Here is a 21,898-nt window from a genome sequence, read left to right as displayed (position 1 = left end):
CCCGCGCCGGGCATCGCACGGCGCTCAGGACGACTCGGCGAACTCCATGATGCGGCTCCCCCGTCGTTCGAACACCGCGGATCCCACGGCGACACCGGCGATGGCGGTGAACCCTCCGATCGCGAGGCCGCCCCACAGAGCGAGAGTCGTCGCCTCCTCGTCGCCCGTGAGCGACAGCCACCCCCACCACGCGACGGGGGCACTGAGCAGGATCGCCCCGATCATGACGAACGCCTGTGCCAGCGCTCCCCCGGACCCCGTCCGCTGAGGCTGCTGGAAGGGGCTGTCTCCGGGCCGGGTCACCGGGTAGGGCCAGGTCGCCGAGGTGATGCTCGACAGCCCGAGGCCGCAGAGGAACAGTGCCGCGCACAATCCTGTCATCGCGGGCAGCGCCGACCACCGCCCGTGAAGGGAGATGCTGATCGGGACGGCCACCGCGAGCAGGACGACGCCGATGAGGATGATCGGCACGAGGCGTCCGATCCGGTCGGACGCTCCGCGGACACCGCTGCCGATGTGCATCCACACGGCCGTGGAGTCGTAGGCGAGGTCGTTGTGGGGCAGCCAGCCGGAGAAGAGCGCGGCCACCGGCACCGGCACCAGCACGGCGATCTCGAGCGGCACACCGGCGACGAGGAGGGGCACGATGGTGAGCACGGCGGCGACCGGGATCACCAGCACATTCACGAGGTAGCGCCTGTCGGTCAGCCAGTACAGCAGGCTCCGTGCCGCGATCGCGCCGCCCGGGGTTCCCGGCGCCACGGCGAACCACCCGAGGCCGCCGCGCTCGCGACCGGTGAGCGGACGCTCCGAGGTCGTGAGCAGCATCCGGACCAGCCCGAACCACAGCCCGGTGAGGGCTGCGACCGTGAGAATGGCCACGAGGAACGACAGCGGCGCCGACTCGGCCCCCGTGACCACCAGCCCCGGGAAGGCCCACGCCGCGCCGAGCGGGGTGAGCGCGAGGATCTCGATCGCCTCGGACAGCTGCGAGGGAACCGTGCCACGCCACTCCAGCGATGCCAGGAACACCCCGACGGGCACGACCACGACGAGAACGGCGAGGATGAACAGCCCGGTCAGTTCACGCGAGCGGCGTTCACGCAGGAAGAGAGAGGTGACCGCCATGCCGACGCGTGCGAGCAGGCCGCAGGTGACGACGGCGAGGATGACCCCGAGGGCGATCGCCCACCACGCGGCGCCGAGTTCACCCCAGGTGATGCCGGCGGCGACGGCCATCGTCGTGAGGGCGGCGATGGGCACGCTCACGAGCCCCGCGACCGCGAGCGTCGCCGCGAGCGGTGCCGGGGCGAGCCCGAGCACGGCGAACCTGCGGGGGTCGAGGGGATCGGATACCGCGGCGACCACGGGCGCGAGGGCGAACCCCAGGGTGAGGCCCGCACCGCCGAGAACCGTGACCGCGAGCACCACCGCCGCCCGTGCGTCCGCAAGGGTGAGCAGCGCCCAGCAGGCCGCCGCGACGGCGGCGACGAGCAGGACCGATCCCAGGATCATCCGGGTGACGTGGCGACCATCGCCGCGAAGAGCACCGGCGACGAGGGCGAGTCTCAATCGGAGAACGTGTGCAACCACTCCAGGCCTTCCACGTCGCTCAGGCCACCGGCGAGCTCGATGAAGCGCTGCTCGAGCGTCAGTTCGCCGCGCACCTCGTCGATCGTGCCCTCCGCGAGCACCTGCCCGGCCACGATGACCGCGACGCGGGAACAGACGCGCTCGACGAATTCCATCCCGTGGCTGGAGAGGATCACCGTTCCGCCGTGCGAGACGTAGGCCGACAGGATGTCGAGGATCACGGCGCTCGAGACGGGATCGACGGACTCGAACGGCTCGTCCAGAACGAGCAGGCGCGGTGAGTGGATCAGGGCGCCGGCGAGCATGATCTTCTTGACCATTCCGGCGGAGTAGTCCGACACGACCCGATGCAGCGCATCGGTGAGATCGAAGGCGCGAGTCAGGTCGGCGCTGCGCGCCTCGACCACCGACGAGGGCAGCCCCCGGAGGACGCCGTAGTAGTAGAGGAGCTGACGTCCGGTGAGGCGGTCGAACGTGCGCAGCCGGTCGGGCAGGACTCCCATGAGCTTCTTGGCCTGGAGGGGCTTGGCGCCGGCATCGATGTCGCCGACGCGGATGGTGCCCCGATCCGGCCGGAGGAGGCCGGCGATCATCGAGAGGGTCGTCGTCTTGCCTGCACCGTTGGGACCCACGAGCCCGTAGAACGTGCCGGCGGGGATCGTCAGGTCGATTCCGTCGACGGCGCGCGTCCCGCCGAACGACTTCGACACGCCGCGCACGGTGAGGGCGGCGTGATCGAGATCGGGCTCGGGGAGGTCGAGGCTGTCCGCGAGCGCGAGCGGGGCGGCCTCAGGAGCTGTCGGGCGGACTTCGTCTGGTTCTTCGGACACCTCGTCGGACACACGCTCGGCGCCATCGTCGACGGCCTCCGCGGGCGCGGGCTCCTCGGTCGGGACCTCGAGGGGCAGGGCCTCGACGACCGGGGACCCGTCGGGCGTCGCGTCCTCGACCGCCGACACCTCGGCCGGAGCCTCGACCGGTGGCGGGACCGCGTCGTCCGGCACGGTCTCGGCGACCGGCGGCAGGGGTGGGCGGGGCGGGATCACGATGGCGTCGGCAGGAACCGACGGCAGGGGCGGGATCTGCGGCACGACGACGGCCTCGGCCGGAGGGAAGGCCGGAACCTCGGTCGCGGACGGGATCGACGCCGCAGTGTCCGTCACGCTGTCGTCGGACGGGCGGGGGGCGCGGGGCGTGCGGGGCGAGGCCGACGACTTCCGCACCGGGGTTTTGCGTGCCGGAGTCTTCCGCGGAGCGCGCGGTGCACGGGGCGCCCGGGACGGGGCAGCCGCATCCTTCACCGTCGGCTCCGTCGGTGTGGTCGGCGTCGTGGGCGCCCTCGGATCTGTCCCGGGCGTCTCATCGGTCTCAGACCGGGGCAACAGCGGGACGAGCTTGATCTCGACCTCACGCGCCACGACACCGTCGTCGTCGCTGGCGGCGCGGGCCGTGTCAGCATCGTCGGGCATCGGGAGTGAGGGAGTCACTGCATCACGCTATCAAGCGCATCCGATTCGGCGAACGGGTTGTGAGCGAACCGTCATTGTTCGATATATCACAATGCCGCAACGGCGGGAAGATATTATGCCTCCTCCCAGGGGTTATGGCTACCATCAGATGGGCACAACGGAGTGTCCAGTCGGTTAACCGACCGTGAATCGCACACTCCAGGAGCAGACCTTGACCGTTCAGACCGTTATTCTCGCCGCGGGCATGGGCTCGCGGCTCGGCCGCAGCCTCCCCAAGCCGCTCACGGAGCTCAACGACGGCCGCAGCATCATGCAGCAGCAGCATGACAACATCCGGGCAGCTTTCGGCGACGACGCGCGCATCACCACCGTCGTCGGCTATCGCGCCGAAGCGATCGTCGACGCATTCCCAGACGTCCACTACGTGCACAACGACCGGTACGACCAGACCAACACCTCCAAGTCCCTCTTGCGCGCCCTCACGGCCACGGGCAAGGGCGGCGTGCTGTGGATGAACGGCGACGTCGTCTTCGATCCCCGCGTGCTCGGCCGCGCGATCGAGCTGATCGAAGGCGATCGCTCCTTCGTGACGGTCAACACCGCCAAGGTCTCGGACGAAGAGGTCAAGTACACCCTCTCCGAGGACGGCTTCGTCAAGGAGCTCTCCAAGACGGTGACGGGCGGAATCGGTGAGGCGGTCGGGATCAACTACATCTCCAGCCGCGACAAGCGCGCATTCATCCGCCAGCTGAACCGGGTCGCGGACCAGGACTACTTCGAGCGCGCCCTCGAGCTCGCGATCGTCGAGGACGGTCTGCAGCTGCGTGTGATGGACATCTCGGATCTGTACGCGGTCGAGGTGGACTTCGCCGAGGATCTGGAGCGGGCGAACCTCTTTGTCTGACGACGCGATCAGCGTCATCCCCTGTCGGCGGGCCCTCGTCAACACCCAGGGCGCGGACGGCCCCGGCTCGTAGGATCGCCGCCATGGCTGAGAAGGTGCACCGCATCCACTCGATGACCGACGACGCACCCTGGCAGGGAGGTCTCCCGCCGGTCGGATCGGACGAGCACCCGCACGTCGTACGTCTGCTGGACCGGGTGCTCGCCATCCAGCGTCCCGTCGTTCTTGCCCATCTGCGCAGCATCCGACTCCGCCATCCCGATGCGACGCCGGCCCAGATCATCCGGATCCTCGAACGCCGGTACCTCGCCGCCGTGACGACCGGCGGGGCCGCCGTCGGGGCGACGGCCGTCATTCCCGGAGTGGGCACCGGGGTGACCCTCGCATTGAGCGGCGTGGAGACAGTGGGCTTCCTGGAAGCGACCACGCTGTTCTCGCAGTCGATCGCCGAAGTGCACGGAATCGCCGTGACCGACCCCGATCGCGCCCGGGCGCTGGTCCTCACCCTGATGCTCGGCACGGAAGGCGTCGACCTCCTTCGGCAGCTCGCTCAGCAGGCCGCCGGAAAGGGTCCGGCCCGCGACTCGTACTGGGGCGAGATCATCACGAAGACCCTCCCCCGTGCCGCGGTCGGCCCCCTCGTCGACCGTCTGAAGTCGACCTTCGTCAGACAGTTCGCGGCGCGTGGCGGAGCGAGCTGGCTCGGCAAAGCGCTGCCGTTCGGCATCGGTGCGGCCGTGGGCGGGGCCGGGAACAACATCCTCGGGCGGCGGGTCCTCGTCGGGTCGCGACGCGCTTTCGGGCTCCCGCCCGAGGTCCTGCCCGTCGACGTGGAGCCCAGGCCGGGCGCCCAGCGCGTGGAATCCGCGGCCGTCGGCGTGATTCGGCGTGCGGGAACGGCCGTCGCCGGAGCCACCGGCGCGGTCGGACGGATGATCGGTTCCGGGGGTCGTCGCGAGCGGATGACGTCGCCGGGGGCGGTGGACGCGACCGATGAGGGTAGGGGCTGACCCACGCGACTCGGGTTGGGTTCACCCTGCGGGTGAGGGTTTCGGGTGTGAATGTCGGAGGGTGGTGGGATGATTCATACATGCGTTCGAACCCGCGGCTCACTCTCCTCCGTGACGAGGACCGGTCCGAGCTGACGGGGATCCTCGCGGAGGCCGAGGAAGCGGAGCGGGTGCTCGCGGCCGCAGAGGCGGTGCAAGCGAAAGCGGGCGCGTTCGCGGCACGGTTGGCGGAGGGGTCGTCGGCGGTGGTGCGGGACAGGGACATGGCGTTGCGGGGTGTGGCGGCGGAGATCGCCGCCGCGATCAGGTTGTCGGACCGGTCGGTGCAACGCCAGATCGACACCGCCTACGCGCTGGTCAACGACTACCCCGCGACGCTGCACTGCTGGGAGAAGGGGCTGATCACGCGGGCGCACGTGGCGGTGGTGGAGGATGTCGGGCGGCGCCTGCCGGTGGAGGTGAAGGGGGAGTTCGATCAGGTCGCTGCGGAGATCTGTTTGGACGAGACCCCTGGTCGTGCGAGGGCGGATTTGGAGGTCATCGCGGAGCGGATGCACCCTCGGTCGCTGACCGAGCGGCATGGGGAGGCGTTCCGGGAGCGGAGGATCGTCCGGTACTCGATCGGGGAGGGGATGTCGGAGCTGCGGGCGGTGCACTCCACGGTGCTGATCGAGGCGATCTTCCAGCGCCTCACCGACGAAGCGAACGAGGTCATCGCCGCGCGGGAACCGCAGCCAGGCGATGACTCGGCGGACACCCGGTCCATCGACGAGGTCCGCGCGGACGTGTTCGCCGACATGCTCCTCACCGCCACCCCGACCCTTGACCCGGTGCGCGACGGCGAGCTTCCGGGAGGGTTGGGGGCGATCCGGGCGAAGGTGCAGGTCGTGATCCCCGTCATGGCGCTCATGGGGCAGAGCGATGTCCCGTGCGACCTCGCCGGGGTAGGCCCGATCGACGCCGAGACGGCGCGGTCGCTGGCGGGGAACAGCGACGGGGTCTGGGAGCGGCTGCTGACCCATCCGATCACGGGGTTGATCATGGCGGTGGATCAGTACCGGCCGACCGGGGCGATGGTCCGGTTCCTCAAAGGCCGGGACAAGCACTGCCGGTGGCCGGGCTGCCGGATGCCCGCCCGAAAATGCGAGGTCGACCACAACCACGACGCCGCCCTCGGGGGGAAGACGGAGATCTGCAACCTGTGCTGCCTGTGCCAACGGCATCACAGCATGAAACAGTTCACCGCCTGGACAGTGACACAACTCGACGGTGGGGTTATGGAGTGGACCTCCCCGACCGGCCGGACCCATATCGACAATCCACCCGGCCACGGGGTGCACTTCCATCCGGAAGAAGACCTCCCCGACGACCTGTGGGTCAAATGGACCACCCCCGGCACCGAATTCCGCAACCTCGACGAACCCGCCGACGACCCACACGCACCCGCACCCCTCTGACACCCCGAGGGAAGGCATGCTGGCGCAGCCGCTAGTCGAGCTCCTCGTCGCCCTCGCGATCCGGGGAATCCTGCACGTCGTTGGCGTCATCGCCGTCGCCGTCGGCGTCGGCGGAGCGCAGGTGCCACTCCTCCCACGCGGCCATCAGCTCGGCGACGGCGGCATGGAACCGCGCCGTGGCAGCCCCCGGCGACGTGTCTCCGAAGTAGTGGCGCACCCAGCGCTGCAGCCGCGACACGGCCTCCGGGTCCCGCAGGACGCGATCCGCTTCGGCGACGATCTCGGAGGCACGGTCGGCGTCGAGCCATTCGCAGGCCGACAGATATCCGTGCGCATCCACAGCGGCGGCGGGGTCAGCCGGTCGCGTGATGAGGAGGGGTTTCCCGGCCGCGAGTCGGTCGTAGACCATGGCCGAGATGTCGGCGATGGCGATGTCGGCGGCAGCGAGCTGCCAGCCCAGTTCGGGTCTGTCATCGAAGACGTGGTGCGCAGACGGATCTGCGGCGTTGGCGTCGGCGATCGCGGCGATGATGCGTCGATTCGCTGCACCGTACTCGTGGTCGACGACTCCGGAACGGGGATGAGGACGGTAGACGACGCGGTGCCGCCCGGTCGCCAACAGGGCCGAGACCAGGGCCTCGCCATGGGTCCGGATCGAGCCGTAGTGCGCCGAGGGACGATCACCCTCCCAGGTGGGTGCGTAGAGCACGACCGTCCGGTCGTCGTCGGGATACGGGACCGATCCGGAGTAGTGATCCGCCTGGGGCCGACCGATCTGCCGCGTCCGCCGGTCGAGGTCGTAATCCCACAGAACCCTCGACAGCCGTTCGCGAGCGGCCTCACCCGCGATGAAGGCCACGTCGTAGGCCTTGTACTGATTGGTGGTCATGTACATCTTGTCCGACTCGCCGTGGTTGATGAACACATGCCATCGCCGGCCGTACCGGAACATCTGGAAGTTCCGCGTGTTCTGGTTCACGTAGAAGACGATCCGGATGTCTTCGGCGACGAGGAACTGCTCGAGATCGCGCACCGTCGGGACGAACGCGACGGGCAGGGCGTCATCCTCCATCAGCGCGCGGGCGCCGGTCACGGCGCGGCTGAGCACCACGACGGGCCATGTGCGAGCCAGTTCCTGGAGCGGGCGGTACCACTGCCGCATCTGGTACATGTTCACCGCTCCGTCGGCGAAGTACACAGCGATCCGGTAGTGGTCCGAGGGATGCGGCCGCGCCGCCGCCTGCCGCCGACGCACATCGGCCACGGCCGCCCGATTCTCCAGAGCCCGTCGCACCAGGGCGACGGCCTTCCCCGCATCGGACACCCACTTCACCCATCCAGACTAGCCAGCGGTCGCGTGACATGATCGACGGGTGCAGGCAGACGAACGGAGGCGGCGGGACGCGCCCGCCGTTCCCGTCGGCGCCGGAGTGTCCTTCGTCATGCCCGTCCTGAACGAGCGCGACTACCTCGCCCGAGCGGTCGAGACCGTTCTGACGCAGGACGTCGACGCACCGATCGAATTGATCATCGCCCTCGCACCGTCCACCGACGGCACCAGCGAGCTCGCCGCCACCCTCGCCACCGGCGACCCCCGCATCGTGCTTGTCGACAACCCCGAGGCCGACATCCCCGTCGGATTGAACATCGCTATCCGCGCGAGCCGGTACCCCACCATCGTGCGGGTCGATGCGCACTCCGAGCTCGAGCCCGGGTACACCCGCCGCGCGCTGCAGACGCTTTCGCGCGTCGGCGCGGCGAACGTCGGCGGTGTGATGCGGGCCGACGGACGCACCCCGTTCCAACGCGCGGTGGCGAGAGCCTACAACTCCCGGATCGGTCTGGGCGGGGGCGCCTACCATGGCGGAGCCGCCGAGGGCGATGCCGAGTCCGCATACCTCGGGGTCATGCGCCGTGCCGTCCTCGACGAGGTGGGCCTGTTCGACGAATCGATCCGGCGGGGCGAGGACTGGGAGCTGAACCTCCGCATCCGCCGCGCCGGCTACCGAGTGTGGTTCGATCCGACACTCTCGGTGACGTACTGGCCCCGCGAGAGCTGGGCCCGGCTCGCACGGCAGTTCTTCGCCACCGGACGATGGCGCGGTGAACTGGTGCGCCGCTACGGCCTGGTGAACTCACTGCGGTTCTTCGCCCCGCCGGCGCTCGTGATCGACGCCGCCGCAGCCGCGGTCGTGGCCGTCCTCCAGCTCACCGGCGTGCTCACCGGCATCCCCGCCCTTCTCGCCTCCATCGTCCACCTGCCGGTGCTCGCCTACCTGGTGCTCCTCGTCGTGGTCGCAGCCGGACCCGGTGGTGGCGCGGGCTGGCGAGACAAGGCGTGGACGCTCGCCGTGCTTCCCACGATGCACTTCGCGTGGGGCACCGGGTTCCTCATCGGCCTGATCCGCGGCGCCGACGACACCGTCGACACCTCGCGGATCGGCGATCGCAACACACCGCTCCCCTGACCGGCGGCAGCTCGGGTGTCACTCGCGTCCGATGAGACCCTGATCGAGGATGCGGCTGACGACCCGTTCGGCCGCCCGTCCGTCGTCGCGGGCGTTGAAGGCACGGCGCCACGCGTCGTACTTCTCGGCGTAGGCCGTGGTGTCCTCCCCCGCGAGCGCCGTGACGAGTTCCTGCTGGGTGCGGACCACCGGCCCCGGAGCGCGGGCGGCGAGGTCGAAGTAGAAGCCGCGGAGCGTCCCCCGGTAGTGGTCCATGTCGGGAACCAGGAAGTACATCGGCTTCCCCGTGACGCTGAAGTCGAACATCACCGATGAGTAGTCGGTGACGAGCGCATCCGCGGCGAGGAGCAGAGCGGAGGTGTCGGGGAATCCGGTGACGTCGATCACCCGGGGACCGGAGAGGTCGTGCCCGGGCTGAAGGGTCCGGGAGTGGCCGCGGACCAGGACGACCGACCCTGTCTCGGCGGCGAGGCTCGACGGATCGACGAAGTCGACGATCTCATCGCGGTCATCCCGCCAGGTGGGGGCGTACAGGATGACGCGCTCGTCGGCCCCGATGCCGAGCGCCCTTCGCGTCGGCCCGCCGTCGCCGGTGACCAGCACGTCGTTCCTCGGGTACCCCTCGACCCACAGCGGGCGACGCAGGAATGCGTAGGCCTTGCGGAGCACGGTGGCCGCATAGGGGTTCTGGGCGAGGAGGATGTCCCACCGGAACGATTCGCGGATGACCGCCGCCGCCCGTCGCGGGTCGAAGCCCGGGCGGTGGAGGGCGAGCCGCTTCAGCGGCGTGCCGTGCCAGGTCTGGAGGACGATCTGTCCGCCGCGTCGTGAGAAGCGGCGCCGAAGCCAGTCGTTGACGACGAGCAGGCGTGACACGCCCCGCGCCCGCCACCAGTCGGGGCTCCCCTCGACGACGGGCACGGCGCCGTCCGGGACGACCACCGACAGGTCGGCGACGCTCCAGTAGCGGGTTACTCCTGGGGCCCGCCGCGCGAGCTCTCGATCGATGGCGAGCGGGTTGCAGCTGGCGTTCCGCCCGTAGAAGCTCTCGAAGAAGACCGCGTTCTCGAGCTCGCCCGGACGCGTTGCGTATCGCCGTTCGAGGGCGGCCTGCCCTTCACCCGAGTCGTACACCGGGTCGACCGGCGGGCCGATCACGACCAGGTTGTCGCGCACCTCGGCGCGGAGGGTGCCGAGGAGGCTCATCGCGACATCCGGAACTGCCGCGTCTTCGGCTCCGGGTCCGCTCAGGCGCAGCGCGTACGACCCCCGCGGAAGGGGGAGGTCCGGTCCGCCCCATCGCGCGACGTGCAACGGCAGATCGATGTGCCACTCATCGCCGTCGGCGACGACCGCGGCGGAGACGCCCGCCCGCGGGCCCTCGAGGCTCGCGCGCTGCGGCGCCGGCCCCGAACCGGAGATAAGGAGCGCGGGCGCGGGGTCGGACTGGAATCGGGCGTGGATCATCTGCGTCCTCTCGTGCGGCCGTCGGCGGTGGCGGCGCCCGTGGCGTTCAGGATGGCACGGTGCACCCGTGCGGTATTGCCTCCGTCACGGAAGGCGTGGACCTCGGCGCTCCGCGCAGCGGAACGCTCGGCCAGACGGTCTCGAGCCGCGCCGTCGGTGACCGCGGGACCCAGCCGCCGGATGATCTCCGCCCAGTCCGACGCGACGTCGCCCGACGCGATGGCGTCGAACGAGCCGTAGAAGCCGCGGCGCGCGGCGTACTCCTCGACATCCGGCGCGAGGAACAGGACGGGCGTGCGGTTCAGGCCCACGTCGAACACCAGCGACGAGTAGTCGGTGATGAGCAGATCGATTCCAGGGAGGACGGGGGTCACATCCCGAAGGAGGTCGCTCCCGATCATCCGGATCCGCGCCGTCGGATGGGGCGGCGCGTACTCGCCGGCGCCGAGCGGGTGCGAACGGATGAGCAGGATCGCGTCCTGCGCCTCGAGGCTCTCGCCGAGCGCCTGCCAGTCCTCCGCCGTCGGCACCGCAGGATCCGGCGCGCCGTCGCGCCAGGTGGGAGCGTAGAGGATCACCCGCGCCGCGTCCGGGATCGTCCCCACCGTCGACGACAGCAGTGCCCGGGCCCGACGTCGACGCCCCTCGGCCGAGCCTCGTGACAGGACGTCGACCCGTGGCTCACCGGTCACCGGAACGCGCTCGTCCGGGAGGGAGAAGGCCGATTCCAGACGGCCCCGCACGAGGTGCGACGCCGCCGGGATGAGGCCGATGCGTCGCGTCGCACCGCGGTACATCGCGCGGATGAACGCGCGCATCGCGCGCGATCGGGGAAGGATGCTGCTGCGCACCGTCTCGGGGGAATCCACGCCGATCCGCTTCAGCGGGATGCCGTGCCACAGCTGAACCACGAAGGCGCCACCGGTGGCGTAACGGTTGACGTCCCCGAACCCGTGGGTGACCACGACCACCCGCGCGCGGGCGGTCAGCCAGAAGCCCCGGAGCGAGGACCTCCGCACTGTCGGGATGCCTCGGGCCGCGGCATCCCTATCCTCGTCCTCGGACGCGGTCAGCCAGACCGCACGGCGCCCATGGGCCGCCGCTTCGTCCCAAAGGGCGAGCGCTCCGTCGGCGATGCCCACCGCGCACCCGAACACCCAGAGGTCGCGTCGGCGCGGCACGAGCAACGTCGCGACACGACCGAACGCGTACAGCGGAATGCTCGCCACTTTGCGTGCGTTCCCCGCGCCGAACGAGAAGGACGCCATCCCGCGAGCCTATCGCGGGATGGCGTCCGAACCGGGGAACGGCTACTGCTGCAGCTCGCCCAGGGTCACCTCGGCCGTGGCTTCCTGACCGTCACGGACGTAGGTCAGCGAGACCTCGCTGCCCGCGGCGAGCGCACGGACCTGAGCGGTGAGGTCGACGGAGTCGGTGATCGGCACACCGTTGAACTCCGTGACGATGTCACCCGCCTGGAGGCCGGCGGCCTCGGCCGCGCCGCCCGGGGTCACCTCGGCGATGTAGGCGCCCGTGATGTCGGCATCGTCGACGTATGCCGCCGACTGCACGTTCGCACCCAGCAGTCCGTGGGTCGCCGAGCCGTTGTCGATCAGCTCGTCGGTGACCCGCTGCACGATGTCGGACGGGATGGCGAAGCCGACGCCGATGTTCCCCCCTGTCGTGGAGCTGCCGCCCGCAGAGGCGATGGCGACGTTCACGCCGATCAGCCGACCCTCCGAGTCGACCAGCGCCCCACCGGAGTTGCCCGGGTTGATCGCGGCGTCGGTCTGGATGACGGCGATCTTGATCGACTCCGCTGCCTGACCCGACTGCTCGCCCTGGCCGAAGTCGAACGAGAACGGCGGTGCCTCGCCCTGGTCCTCGTCGGCGTCGCCCTCATCGGGCGCGGCAGAGGAGGCGATCTCGATCGACCGGTTCAGGGCGCTGACGATTCCGGTGGTCACCGTGTTCGACAGTCCGAGGGGTGCGCCCACGGCGGTCGTCTCATCGCCGACGTTGAGGTCGGACGAGTCGGCGAACTCGATCGGAGTGAGTCCCTCCGCATCCTGCAGCTTGATCACCGCGAGGTCGTACAACGGATCGGTCCCGACGATCTCCGCGTCGAAGACGCGGCCGTCGGCCGTGGTCACGCGGATCGCCGCGTCCGCTGTCGCTCCGTCGAGCGTCACCACGTGGGTGTTGGTCACCACGTAGCCGTCGCTGGAGAGGATCACCCCTGATCCCGTGCCGCTTCCCGCGGTGCTCGTGGCTTCGATCGTCACCACGCTGGGCACCACCTTGGCGGCGATCGCCGTGGTCTGGTTGACCTCGTCGGTGTCGTTGACCGTCACGCTGGTCGGACCGGTCGCCGTCGACGTGGTCGCTGTCGGCTGGAACAGCGAGACCCCCGCGTAGGCACCGCCCAGTCCGGCCGCGCCGCCGACGACCGCAGCGGCGACGAGCAGGCCCGCGACCCGGGCCGCACCGGACTTCCGCTTGGTGGGGGTAGCCGTCGGCGTCGCCGCGCCCGGCGCGTCACCGTACCCGCGAGCGGCGTCGCCGAGGGGAAGGGTCGGCTGCGTCGGGTGGGTTCCGGTCGAGAACGCACTGCCGGCGGCCGCGGTCGGCGGCGCGGGCCGCGGGGGGACATGCCAGCCGGCCGGCGGCGTGTGCTGGGCGGCCGTCGCCGCCGGCGTCTCCGGAACGGGGGGCGTCGGCGGGACCTCGCCCGCCGGGCGTTCGCTGCTGTTGTCGCTCATCTTCGTTCCTCCTCGGGCCGGAGCCCATCGAAACCCTCGATCGCGTGTCTTCTCGATCTGAGGACAAGCGTGGTCATCCATCCTGTGGGTTTCTTATGATCCGCCCGCGATGCGCCTATGCAATGCTGAGGAACCCGTGCAGGAGGGATGCCCATGATGCCCCGTTCCCTTCCCGGAGCCTGGCGGCGAACGGCCGACGGCGCCGGGCTGCTCTCCTCGGACGGCAGCACCCGCCCTACCATCTTCGCCGAGATGTCGGCCCTGGCGGCCCGAACCGGGGCGATCAATCTCGGCCAGGGGTTCCCCGACGAGGACGGGCCGGCCGAGGTGCTGGATGCCGCCCGCGCCGCCATCGCCTTCGGCGCGAATCAGTATCCGCCCGGGCGGGGCGGGGCGGAGCTGCGCGAGGCGATCGCCGCCCATCGGCTGCGATTCCACGGCGTGCACCTCGATCCCGATCGCCACGTGCTAGTCACCGCCGGGGCGACCGAAGCGCTGGCGGCGGCACTCCTGGCCCTGGTGGACGGACCCCAGGACGAGGTCGTGGTGTTCGAGCCCTTCTACGACGCCTACGCGGCCCTGGTCGCGCTGTCCGGCGCTCGCCTGGTGACCGTTCCGCTCAGATTTCCGGACTTCCAGCCAGACCCGGAAGACCTCCGCGCCGCGGTCGGAGATCGAACCCGCGTCATCCTCGTCAACGACCCCCACAACCCCACCGGAGCGGTGTTCTCCCCGTCGCTGCGCGCCGAAGTGGTGCGACTTGCGCACGAGTACGACGCCTGGATCGTGACCGACGAGGTCTACGAGCACCTCGTCTTCGAAGGCCGACACGCCTCGATCGCGGCGATGCCGGGTGCGTGGGAGCGGACCGTCTCGATCTCGTCCGGAGGCAAGACCTTCTCCACCACCGGGTGGAAGATCGGGTGGGCCACCGGACCCGCCGATCTGATCGACGCCATCGTCGCTGTCAAGCAGTACCTCACGTACTCGGGAGGTGCGCCCTTCCAACCCGCCATCGCCGCGGGCCTGAGGCTGCCCGACGCGTGGTTCTCGACGATCGCCGACACGCTTCGGCAGAAGCGCGATCTCCTCGGCGACGGACTGCGCGCCGCGGGCTTCGACGTGTCGGTTCCGGCGGCGACCTACTTCACCGTCGTCGACGCGCAGGCCCTGGGGGTCGTCGATGCCGACTCGTTCTGCCGGGAGATGGCCGAGCGGATCGGTGTCGTCGCAGTACCCGTGACCGCCTTCGTCCGGCCGGAGGCGCGCCCCTCCGTGGCGAGCCTCATCCGCTTCGCGGCCTGCAAGCAGGTCGGCGTTCTCGAGGAGGCCGTGCACCGGCTGTCGCGGCTCCGGCGCTAACGGCCTGGTTGCGGGGAATCGGCGATCACTCGGAAGCGGCGGAGCCGAAGCGCCGGGTTCTGTTCGCGGACCCCCGCGACGAGTCCCGGATCGAGGTGGGCGAGCGCGATTCCCGTGCCCGATCCCACGCCGGCAACAGTCACTCCCTGAGGATCGATCACGCCCGAGAGGCCCACCCCCAGGGGCGGTGGGTGGTCGGCGGCGACCACATAGGCGGTGTTCTCGATGGCGCGCGCCTGCAGGAGGGTCTGCCAGTGATGCTCCTTCAGCGGGCCGCGCACCCATTCCGCGGGGACGAGGAAGGCTGTGGCACCGGCGTCGGCGAGGATCCGCCCCATCTCAGGGAATCTGAGGTCGTAGCAGGTCATCAGGCCGAATCGGATGCCGCCGACGACGAACGTCTGCGGCTGCGTCGTCTCGCCCGCCTGGATCCAGTCGGACTCCCGCTGTCCGAAGGCGTCGTAGAGGTGGATCTTGCGGTACACCGCGATCGGCCCGGCCTCGGTCACCGCGACGACGGTGTTGCGCACGCGGTGGGCGTCGCCGCGCTCCAGCAGGCCGGCGACGATGCAGGTCCGTGTCTGGGCGGCGAGCTGCTGCAGCGCCGACACGAAGGGCCCGTCGAGAGTCTCGGCGTGCGCGTCCAGCGACGCGTCGAAGGGATCGATGAAGTAGTTGGAGTATTCGGGGAGGACGACGACTCGCGCCCCCTGCGTGGCGGCGCTGCGGACGAGTTCGGCCACCCTTCGACGGTTGGCCGCGCTGTCGGCGGTGGGGCCGAACTGGGCCACCGCGGTGAGGACACGGGAATCGACGTTCACTGCGGGGATCCCTTCTCGGCGACCCCGGGGTCGCTGCGATGGCGACCACGGACGACCGCGGGTGTGACGATCCAGAGCACGACCACCAGCAGCACCAGCGCAGCGGCGGAGACCGCCGCCGCAGCGGTGCCCAGGACGACGTCGAAGACGAAGGCCACGACACCCGAGAGCAGCAGCGCGACGATCGTGAGCGCCGTGAGCAGGGCCGAGTGGCCGAACCGCACCACCGTTGCCTTCAATCCTCGTCCGAAGAGCACGCGATGCAGCGCCACCGGAGCGAGTGCGATGATCGCGCTCAACGCCGAGAGCAGGACAAGGGCGAGATAGAAGCCCCGCTGCGCCCCACTCAAGTCGGCGAACGCCGGCTGGAACGCGAGGGCCAGCAGAAAGCCGGTGAGGATCTGCGTGCCTGTCTGCAGCACGCGAAGCTCTTGGAGCACCTCGTTCCAGTTCCGATCGGCGCGCTCGGTCGGCGACTCGTCGCGCCCGTCGGTCCGGTCGTCCACGACGTTCTCGGGCGAAGCGGGCATGCAGCTACCCTGCCCGGCCGGGGGGCACGCCGGCAACCGTGGACCGCCCCGGTTCGACGACGCGGATCGCCCGTGCTAGGCTTTTCTCTTGTGCCGCGGGGTGGAGCAGTTCGGTAGCTCGCTGGGCTCATAACCCAGAGGTCGTAGGTTCAAATCCTGCCCCCGCAACCAGAGGAAGGCGTCCCGGAAGGGACGCCTTCCGTCATTTTCGCCGCGACACGCGGCGTCGCACCCCTCCTGCGCGTGCGCCCCACCCTCTCGTTCCAGGGCATCATGGAAGGCGCGGACGCAGCGAGGGTGCCGTGTAGACACCCCCACAGCCTCCTTGTATCATCGACCAACCGATATCGCTAGGAAAACTAGCGAACTGTTCAGGAGGCGCCATGACGGAGATCGACCACGTCGTCCTTCTCGACGAGGCCGGCCGCGCCATCGGCACCGCTCCCAAGTCGAGTGTCCACGGCAGTGACACCGCCCTGCACCTTGCCTTCTCCTGCCACGTCGTCAATGACGACGGCGAGGTTCTGGTCACCCGCCGGGCGCTGTCGAAGAAGACCTGGCCCGGCGTGTGGACGAACTCCTTCTGCGGACACCCGCGGCCGGCGGAGCCGGTCCTCTCGGCCGTCCGGCGCCACGCCGAATCCGAGCTGGGACTCGTCCTCAGCGACATCCAGCTCGCCCTGCCCCTCTTCCGCTACCGGGCCACCGATGCCAGTGGCGTTGTGGAGTACGAGGTCTGCCCCGTCTACACCGCACGGGCAGAGCGCGAACCCGTGCTGAACCCCGCCGAGGTCATGGACGCGCGATGGGTCGATCCGGCGGACCTCGCCGCCTCGCTGGTGAGTACGCCCTGGGCCTTCAGTCCGTGGCTCGTCCTCCAGGCCCAGCAGCTCCACCTGTTCGACGCCGCAGAACCCCAACGACGGGCCTCATGATCCCCGCCGCCTCCAGTGCCGAGATCGATCTCGCCATCGACTCGGCGGTGCAGCGCATCAGCGACCGCGCGGCGCGCCTGGGCGACGGCTTCTGCGTGCTCGGCGAGGCCATCGCCCGCGCCGCCTCCGGCGGAAAGCGCCTGCGCCCCACTCTCGTCGTCGCCTCGTTCCACGCCTTCGCCGGCGACGAGGCGCGACTGCCGACCGTCTACCGGGTCGCGGCGGCCTTCGAACTGCTCCACACCGCCTTCGTCGTCCACGACGACGTGATCGACCACGACCTCATCCGTCGCGGCATCCCCAACGTGGGCGGTGAGTTCCGCCTTCGCGCCCTCACCGCGGGTGCGAGTCCCGGGGGCGCGGCGACGCTCGGCGACGCCGCCGGCATCCTCGCCGGCGACCTCCTCCTGCACGAGGCCGGCCGGCTCATCGCCACCTCCGACACGACGTCGCGCGCACGCGAGGCTCTGTTCGGCCTCCTCGACGACGCCGTGTTCGTCTCGGCCGCCGGAGAGCTCGCCGACGTCGAGAATGCGGTCGTGCCCGATCTCGCTGAGGATGCCGCGCTCATCGCCGCCGCTCGCGACAAGACCGCCGTCTACTCCTTCAGCGCCCCCCTCCAGGCCGGCGCCGTGCTCGCCGGTGCGGATGACGCGGCGATCGCCGCTCTGGGGGACGCCGGCGCCCGCATCGGACTCGCGTTCCAGCTCGTGGACGACCTCATCGGCGCCTTCGGCACGGCAGACCAGGCCGGTAAGGAGGAGGGCGGCGACCTGCGCGAGGCCAAGCGCACCCCGCTCATCGCGTTCGCCCGGCAGACCGCAGCGTGGTCACGGGTCAATGATGCACTCGCCGTCGCCCACACCGGTCCGATCGCCATCCGGGAAGCGCAGGAGGCCCTCGAGGCCAGTGGCGCCCGGACACGCCTGCGCGAACTCATCGACGACACACTCGCGGGAGCAGGAAAGCACTCCGCCGCCCGAGAGCTCCCCGTCGCTGCGAGAATGCTGTTGCAGGACCTCTGCGTCCGCATTCAGGAGAGGATTCCGTGACCGCATCCGGCGATCGTCCCACCGGGCTCGCTCAGTACGACCGCACGGCCGAGGACGCATCCGCCGCAGTGATCGCCGCGTATTCGACCTCGTTCGGCCTCGCCACCCGTCTGCTGGGTGTGCGGCCGCGGCCGCACGTCCGCAACGTCTACGCACTGGTCCGGGTGGCCGATGAGATCGTCGACGGGCCCGCCCACGAGGCGGGTCTGGATCCCGAGGCGGAACGGGCGGTCCTGGACGATCTCGAGCACGAGACGATGGCGGCCATCGACCGTGGATTCAGCTCCAACCTCGTCGTGCACGCCTTCGCCCGCACCGCCCGGGAATGCCTCATCGGCGCCGATCTCATCGCGCCCTTCTTCCAGTCCATGCGCACCGACCTCACCGTCGCCAACCACGACGACGCCTCGCACGACTCCTACGTCTACGGCTCGGCGGAGGTGGTGGGCCTGATGTGCCTCCACGTGTTCGTCAACGCCGACAACCCCCGACCCGCCCTCCCCGATCCGGCGCTCGTCGAAGGGGCGCGCCGGCTCGGCGCCGCGTTCCAGGACGTCAACTTTCTGCGGGATCTCTTCCACGACGAGGGCGCCCTGGGCCGCGACTACCTGGGCGTCACCACCGGTCGACGCACCCGCACCGAGGTCCTCGACCGCATCGACGCCGACCTCGCCGCCGCCGCTGCGACCATCCCTTCGCTCCCCGCGGACTGCAGACGAGCTGTCACGGTCGCCCACGACCTCTTCGCCGAGCTCTCCCGTCGCCTCCGCCGCGAGGGAGACGACGCCCGCACCCGGGTCCGCGTACCCGACACCGTCAAGGCCGCCCTCGCCGCGCGTGCGATGCTGGGCCTTCACCCGAGAGGAGCCCGCGAATGACCGCCGAACGAACCGTGGTGATCGGCGGCGGGATCGCCGGGCTCGCCACCGCCGCGCTCCTCGCCGCCGAGGGACACGACGTGACCGTGCTGGAGGCGCGGAGCGACGTCGGCGGGCGGGCCGGCTCATGGGAGAGCGACGGGTTCCGCTTCGACACCGGTCCGAGCTGGTACCTCATGCCCGAGGTGTTCGACCACTTCTTCCGCCTCGTCGGCACCACCGCCGACGAAGAACTGGATCTGGTCAAGCTCGATCCCGCCTACCGGGTCTACCGTGAGCCCGCTTCCGCCGGCACCGCCGGAGAGTCGGTGGACGTCCGTTCCGGCCGGGCGGAGTCGACCGCACTGTTCGAGTCGATCGAGCCCGGCGCGGGCAAGACGCTGGCGACCTATCTCGACTCGGCAGGCAGCGCCTACGACCTGGCCGTCTCGCGGTTCCTGTACGACACCTACGAGACCACGGCGGGGATCCGCGATCCCGCGATCCTCAAGCGTCTGCCTCAGCTCCTGCCGCTGCTGACCACGACGCTGGCCCGCTTCGTCGACCAGCGTTTCCGCGAGCCGATGCTCCGCCAGATCCTCGAGTATCCGGCGGTGTTCCTCGGCGGCTCCCCCTACGGTGTGCCGAGCCTGTACCACCTCATGAGCCACCTCGACCTCGACGATCGCGTCCTGTATCCGCGGGGCGGGTTCACCGAGGTCATCCGCGCGGTGGAGCGCGTCGCGCGACGGCACGGCGTGACCATCCGCACCGACGCCGAGGTCGCCGCCATCCTCACCGCCGACGATGCAGGGCCCGTGCGGGCGACCGGCGTCCGCCTGCAGGGCGGCGAGGTGATCGACGCCGACCTGGTGGTCTCGGCCGCCGACCTGCACCACACCGAGACGGCGCTCCTCCCCCGCGAACTCCAGACGTATCCGGAGGAGTGGTGGACCCGCAAGCAGCCGAGCCCCGGCGCACTCCTGCTCCTGCTCGGCGTGGAAGGGCAACTTCCCGAGCTCGCCCACCACACGCTGATGTTCGTCGACCGCTGGAAGGCGAATTTCGAGGCGATCTTCGGTGCCGACGCGCACATCCCGGACCCCGCGTCCATCTACATCTGCCGGCCGAGTGCCACCGATGACACCGTCGCGCCGGCCGGGCACGAGAACCTCTTCGTCCTCGTCCCCATCCCGGCCGACCCGTCGCTCGGACGGGGCGGAGTCGAGGGCGACGGTGACCCGCGCATCGAGGCTGCCGCCGACCATGTCATCGCGCAGATCTCGGAGTGGGCCGGCATCCCCGACCTCGCCGATCGCATCGTCGTCCGGCGCACGATCACCCCGGGTGACTTCCTCCATGATCTGCACGCGTGGCGTGGGAACTCCCTGGGCCTTGCCCACACGCTGAATCAGAGCGCCATCTTCCGGCCGAAGAACGCCTCCAAGAAGGTGCGTGGACTCGTCTACGCCGGCGCCTCCACTCTTCCGGGGATCGGTCTTCCGATGTGCCTCATCTCGGCCGAGCTGGTGCTGAAGCGTCTTCGGGGAGACCGGAGCCCGGGGCCCCTTCCCGAGCCTGCGAGGGTGTGAGGTGCCCGGACTCTACCTTCTTGCGATCGTGTTCTCGGGCGCAGGGATGGCGGTGATCGACGCGCGCTTCCGGCTGGCGCTCTGGCGCACGCCGCTGGCGACCGTCGTCTCGGTCGCCGCCGGCGTGCTGTTCTTCCTCGCCTGGGATGCCGTCGGCATCCTCACGGGGGTGTTCTTCCAGGGCGAGAGTCCCCTGTTCGTCGGGATCCTGATCGCTCCCGAACTCCCGATCGAAGAGGTGTTCTTCCTGACGTTCCTGTCCTACCAGGCGATCCTCTACTACGCGGCTGCCCTGCGCATCCGCCGCCATCTCGCCGACCGCCGTGCGGCGCGACAGGAGGTCGGCGACGCGTGACCTACACCCTCATCAGCATCCCGTTCGTGCTTCTCGCGGCCGGGGTGACGCTGGCCACCGCGCGACGACCACGGTTCCGCGAGAGGATGGTGGCATCCCTCGCCGGCGCGGTGGTGCTCGTCATCCTCACCGCCATCTTCGACAATGTCATCATCGGAACAGGACTCGTGGCCTACGACGAAGAACACCGCAGCGGCATCCTCATCGGGCTCGCGCCGATCGAGGACTTCCTCTACGCCATCGCGGCGGCATTCCTCGTTCCCGCCGTCCACACCCTGATGACCGCTCGCCGCGTGCCGGAGGAGACCGCATGACCACCCCGACGCCCCTGCGGCCCGGTCGGGTCATCCGGCAGCTCTTCGTCTCGTCGAGGCCCGTCAGCTGGATCAACACCGCCTACCCGTTCGCCGCCGCCTACCTGCTGGCCACGCGCCAGGTCGATCTCACCCTGATCCTGGGCACGCTGTTCTTCCTCATCCCCTACAACGTGGCGATGTACGGGATCAACGACGTCTTCGACTACGAGTCCGATCTGCGCAATCCCCGCAAGGGGGGCGCGCACGGTGCGGTGCTCGACAGGCGGCTGCACGCCCTCACGCTGTGGGTGTCGGGGCTGCTGTGCCTGCCGTTCGTGGCCTACCTGGTGTGGGTGGGCTCCCCCGCCTCGTGGCTCGTGCTGGGGGCGAGCCTCTTCTTCGTGGTGTTCTACAGCGCACCGCCGCTGCGGCTGAAGGAGCGGCCCTTCGCCGACTCGGTGACCAGCAGCATCCACTTCTTCTCCCCCGCCGTGTACGCTCTCGTCCTCGCCGGAGTCGCCTGGACGTGGCAGCTCCTCGCGATCATCGTCGCCTTCGCGCTCTGGGGCGTCGCCTCCCACGCGTTCGGCGCCGTCCAGGACGTGCTCGCCGATCGCGCCGCCGGGATCAGCTCGATCGCCACCGCGCGCGGCGCCCGCTGGACGGTGCGGTTCGCCCTCGCCTGCTACTTCGCGGCGGGCCTGGTGATCCTCGCGACGGCGTGGCCCGGGCCGCTGGCCGTCATCGCCGTACTCCCCTACATCGCGATCGTGTGGCCGTATCGATCGGTCACCGACGACACCGCCGAGCGGGCGACGACCGGCTGGCGCCGCTTCCTGTGGATCAATCAGATCGCGGGCTTCATCGTCACGGTGCTGCTCATCTCCTACGGCCTCCTGACCGCCGACGCCTGACGCCCGCACACCGCCGCGGAAAGTCCGGATGCCCCCGGACCGGCGCCCCGGGTG

General features: G+C 70.2%; 20 protein-coding genes and 1 tRNA gene. 13 read left to right on the top strand and 8 right to left on the bottom strand.

The features are described from left to right. Window positions 1-24: 24 nt before the first annotated feature. Window positions 25-1,572 (bottom strand): hypothetical protein, encoded by a 1,548-nt coding sequence (locus T9R20_RS07805; RefSeq protein ID WP_322411954.1) that lies wholly within the window; start codon window positions 1,570-1,572, stop codon window positions 25-27. After that, on the bottom strand, window positions 1,569-3,080 hold the full coding sequence (locus tag T9R20_RS07800; RefSeq protein WP_322411953.1) for an ATP-binding cassette domain-containing protein: 1,512 nt from the start codon (window positions 3,078-3,080) through the stop codon (window positions 1,569-1,571). Before T9R20_RS07800 ends, T9R20_RS07805 begins: the two co-directional genes overlap by 4 nt. A gap of 193 nt (window positions 3,081-3,273) precedes the next feature. On the opposite strand from T9R20_RS07800, the gene T9R20_RS07795 reads away from it, so the two are divergent. The 3 genes from T9R20_RS07795 (at window position 3,274) to T9R20_RS07785 (ending at window position 6,433) form a co-directional block, all read left to right on the top strand. Further along, window positions 3,274-3,966 carry a phosphocholine cytidylyltransferase family protein gene (locus T9R20_RS07795; RefSeq protein ID WP_322411952.1) on the top strand — a complete coding sequence of 231 codons (693 nt, stop codon included), beginning with the start codon at window positions 3,274-3,276 and terminating at the stop codon, window positions 3,964-3,966. Between the two features lie 83 nt (window positions 3,967-4,049). Further along, on the top strand, window positions 4,050-4,976 hold the full coding sequence (locus tag T9R20_RS07790; protein WP_322411951.1) for a hypothetical protein: 927 nt from the start codon (window positions 4,050-4,052) through the stop codon (window positions 4,974-4,976). Window positions 4,977-5,056: 80 nt separating this feature from the next. Next, entirely contained in the window at window positions 5,057-6,433 is a 1,377-nt protein-coding gene (locus T9R20_RS07785) for an HNH endonuclease (RefSeq protein ID WP_322411950.1), read from the top strand. A 31-nt stretch (window positions 6,434-6,464) separates the two neighbouring features. Here the strand turns inward: T9R20_RS07785 and T9R20_RS07780 are convergent, their stop codons facing one another. Continuing rightward, complete coding sequence (locus T9R20_RS07780) at window positions 6,465-7,766, bottom strand: CDP-glycerol glycerophosphotransferase family protein (RefSeq protein ID WP_322411949.1); 1,302 nt, start codon at window positions 7,764-7,766, stop codon at window positions 6,465-6,467. 109 nt (window positions 7,767-7,875) lie between these two features. Here T9R20_RS07780 and T9R20_RS07775 point away from each other — a divergent pair, with 109 nt between their 5' ends. Next, on the top strand, window positions 7,876-8,901 hold the full coding sequence (locus tag T9R20_RS07775; RefSeq protein WP_322412137.1) for a glycosyltransferase family 2 protein: 1,026 nt from the start codon (window positions 7,876-7,878) through the stop codon (window positions 8,899-8,901). Between the two features lie 18 nt (window positions 8,902-8,919). Here the strand turns inward: T9R20_RS07775 and T9R20_RS07770 are convergent, their stop codons facing one another. The 3 genes from T9R20_RS07770 to T9R20_RS07760 are packed head-to-tail and all read right to left on the bottom strand — an operon-like array spanning window position 8,920 to window position 13,130. Beyond that, complete coding sequence (locus tag T9R20_RS07770) at window positions 8,920-10,368, bottom strand: CDP-glycerol glycerophosphotransferase family protein (protein WP_322411948.1); 1,449 nt, start codon at window positions 10,366-10,368, stop codon at window positions 8,920-8,922. Then, window positions 10,365-11,636, bottom strand: coding sequence for a CDP-glycerol glycerophosphotransferase family protein (locus T9R20_RS07765; RefSeq protein ID WP_322411947.1), 1,272 nt, complete (start codon window positions 11,634-11,636; stop codon window positions 10,365-10,367). Before T9R20_RS07765 ends, T9R20_RS07770 begins: the two co-directional genes overlap by 4 nt. 42 nt (window positions 11,637-11,678) lie before the next feature. Beyond that, complete coding sequence (locus tag T9R20_RS07760; RefSeq protein WP_322411946.1) at window positions 11,679-13,130, bottom strand: S1C family serine protease; 1,452 nt, start codon at window positions 13,128-13,130, stop codon at window positions 11,679-11,681. Window positions 13,131-13,286: 156 nt separating this feature from the next. On the opposite strand from T9R20_RS07760, the gene T9R20_RS07755 reads away from it, so the two are divergent. After that, entirely contained in the window at window positions 13,287-14,492 is a 1,206-nt protein-coding gene (locus T9R20_RS07755; protein WP_322411945.1) for an aminotransferase class I/II-fold pyridoxal phosphate-dependent enzyme, read from the top strand. Here the strand turns inward: T9R20_RS07755 and T9R20_RS07750 are convergent. Together T9R20_RS07750 and T9R20_RS07745 are read right to left on the bottom strand one after the other, a co-directional pair. Next, window positions 14,489-15,313: a carbon-nitrogen hydrolase family protein gene (locus tag T9R20_RS07750; RefSeq protein WP_322411944.1), complete on the bottom strand. Its 825-nt coding sequence runs from the start codon at window positions 15,311-15,313 to the stop codon at window positions 14,489-14,491. The genes T9R20_RS07755 and T9R20_RS07750 overlap by 4 nt on opposite strands. Continuing rightward, complete coding sequence (locus T9R20_RS07745) at window positions 15,310-15,843, bottom strand: DUF6328 family protein (RefSeq protein ID WP_322411943.1); 534 nt, start codon at window positions 15,841-15,843, stop codon at window positions 15,310-15,312. The genes T9R20_RS07750 and T9R20_RS07745 overlap by 4 nt, the downstream gene beginning before the upstream one ends. Window positions 15,844-15,937: 94 nt before the next feature. Between T9R20_RS07745 and T9R20_RS07740 the strand changes: the two genes are divergently transcribed. The 8 genes from T9R20_RS07740 to T9R20_RS07705 all read left to right on the top strand — a co-directional run bounded on the left by T9R20_RS07740 (window position 15,938) and on the right by T9R20_RS07705 (window position 21,844). Next, window positions 15,938-16,014 (top strand) — tRNA-Met (locus tag T9R20_RS07740). A gap of 212 nt (window positions 16,015-16,226) precedes the next feature. Beyond that, window positions 16,227-16,778: an isopentenyl-diphosphate Delta-isomerase gene (idi, locus tag T9R20_RS07735; RefSeq protein ID WP_322411942.1), complete on the top strand. Its 552-nt coding sequence runs from the start codon at window positions 16,227-16,229 to the stop codon at window positions 16,776-16,778. Further along, complete coding sequence (locus T9R20_RS07730; protein WP_322411941.1) at window positions 16,775-17,830, top strand: polyprenyl synthetase family protein; 1,056 nt, start codon at window positions 16,775-16,777, stop codon at window positions 17,828-17,830. Before idi ends, T9R20_RS07730 begins: the two co-directional genes overlap by 4 nt. Beyond that, window positions 17,827-18,708 (top strand): phytoene/squalene synthase family protein, encoded by an 882-nt coding sequence (locus T9R20_RS07725; RefSeq protein WP_322411940.1) that lies wholly within the window; start codon window positions 17,827-17,829, stop codon window positions 18,706-18,708. The genes T9R20_RS07730 and T9R20_RS07725 overlap by 4 nt, the downstream gene beginning before the upstream one ends. Further along, a complete protein-coding gene (gene crtI, locus T9R20_RS07720) occupies window positions 18,705-20,279 on the top strand; it encodes a phytoene desaturase family protein (RefSeq protein ID WP_322411939.1) in 1,575 nt (524 codons plus the stop codon). Before T9R20_RS07725 ends, crtI begins: the two co-directional genes overlap by 4 nt. A gap of 1 nt (window position 20,280) precedes the next feature. Beyond that, entirely contained in the window at window positions 20,281-20,634 is a 354-nt protein-coding gene (locus tag T9R20_RS07715; protein ID WP_322411938.1) for a lycopene cyclase domain-containing protein, read from the top strand. Further along, window positions 20,631-20,948 (top strand): lycopene cyclase domain-containing protein, encoded by a 318-nt coding sequence (locus tag T9R20_RS07710; protein ID WP_322411937.1) that lies wholly within the window; start codon window positions 20,631-20,633, stop codon window positions 20,946-20,948. Before T9R20_RS07715 ends, T9R20_RS07710 begins: the two co-directional genes overlap by 4 nt. Beyond that, window positions 20,945-21,844 (top strand): prenyltransferase, encoded by a 900-nt coding sequence (locus T9R20_RS07705; RefSeq protein ID WP_322411936.1) that lies wholly within the window; start codon window positions 20,945-20,947, stop codon window positions 21,842-21,844. The genes T9R20_RS07710 and T9R20_RS07705 overlap by 4 nt, the downstream gene beginning before the upstream one ends. Window positions 21,845-21,898: the final 54 nt, after the last annotated feature.

It is taken from the genome of Microbacterium invictum (assembly GCF_034421375.1).
Classification (GTDB): domain Bacteria; phylum Actinomycetota; class Actinomycetes; order Actinomycetales; family Microbacteriaceae; genus Microbacterium; species Microbacterium invictum_A.
This window is presented reverse-complemented; position numbering and strand designations above follow the sequence as displayed.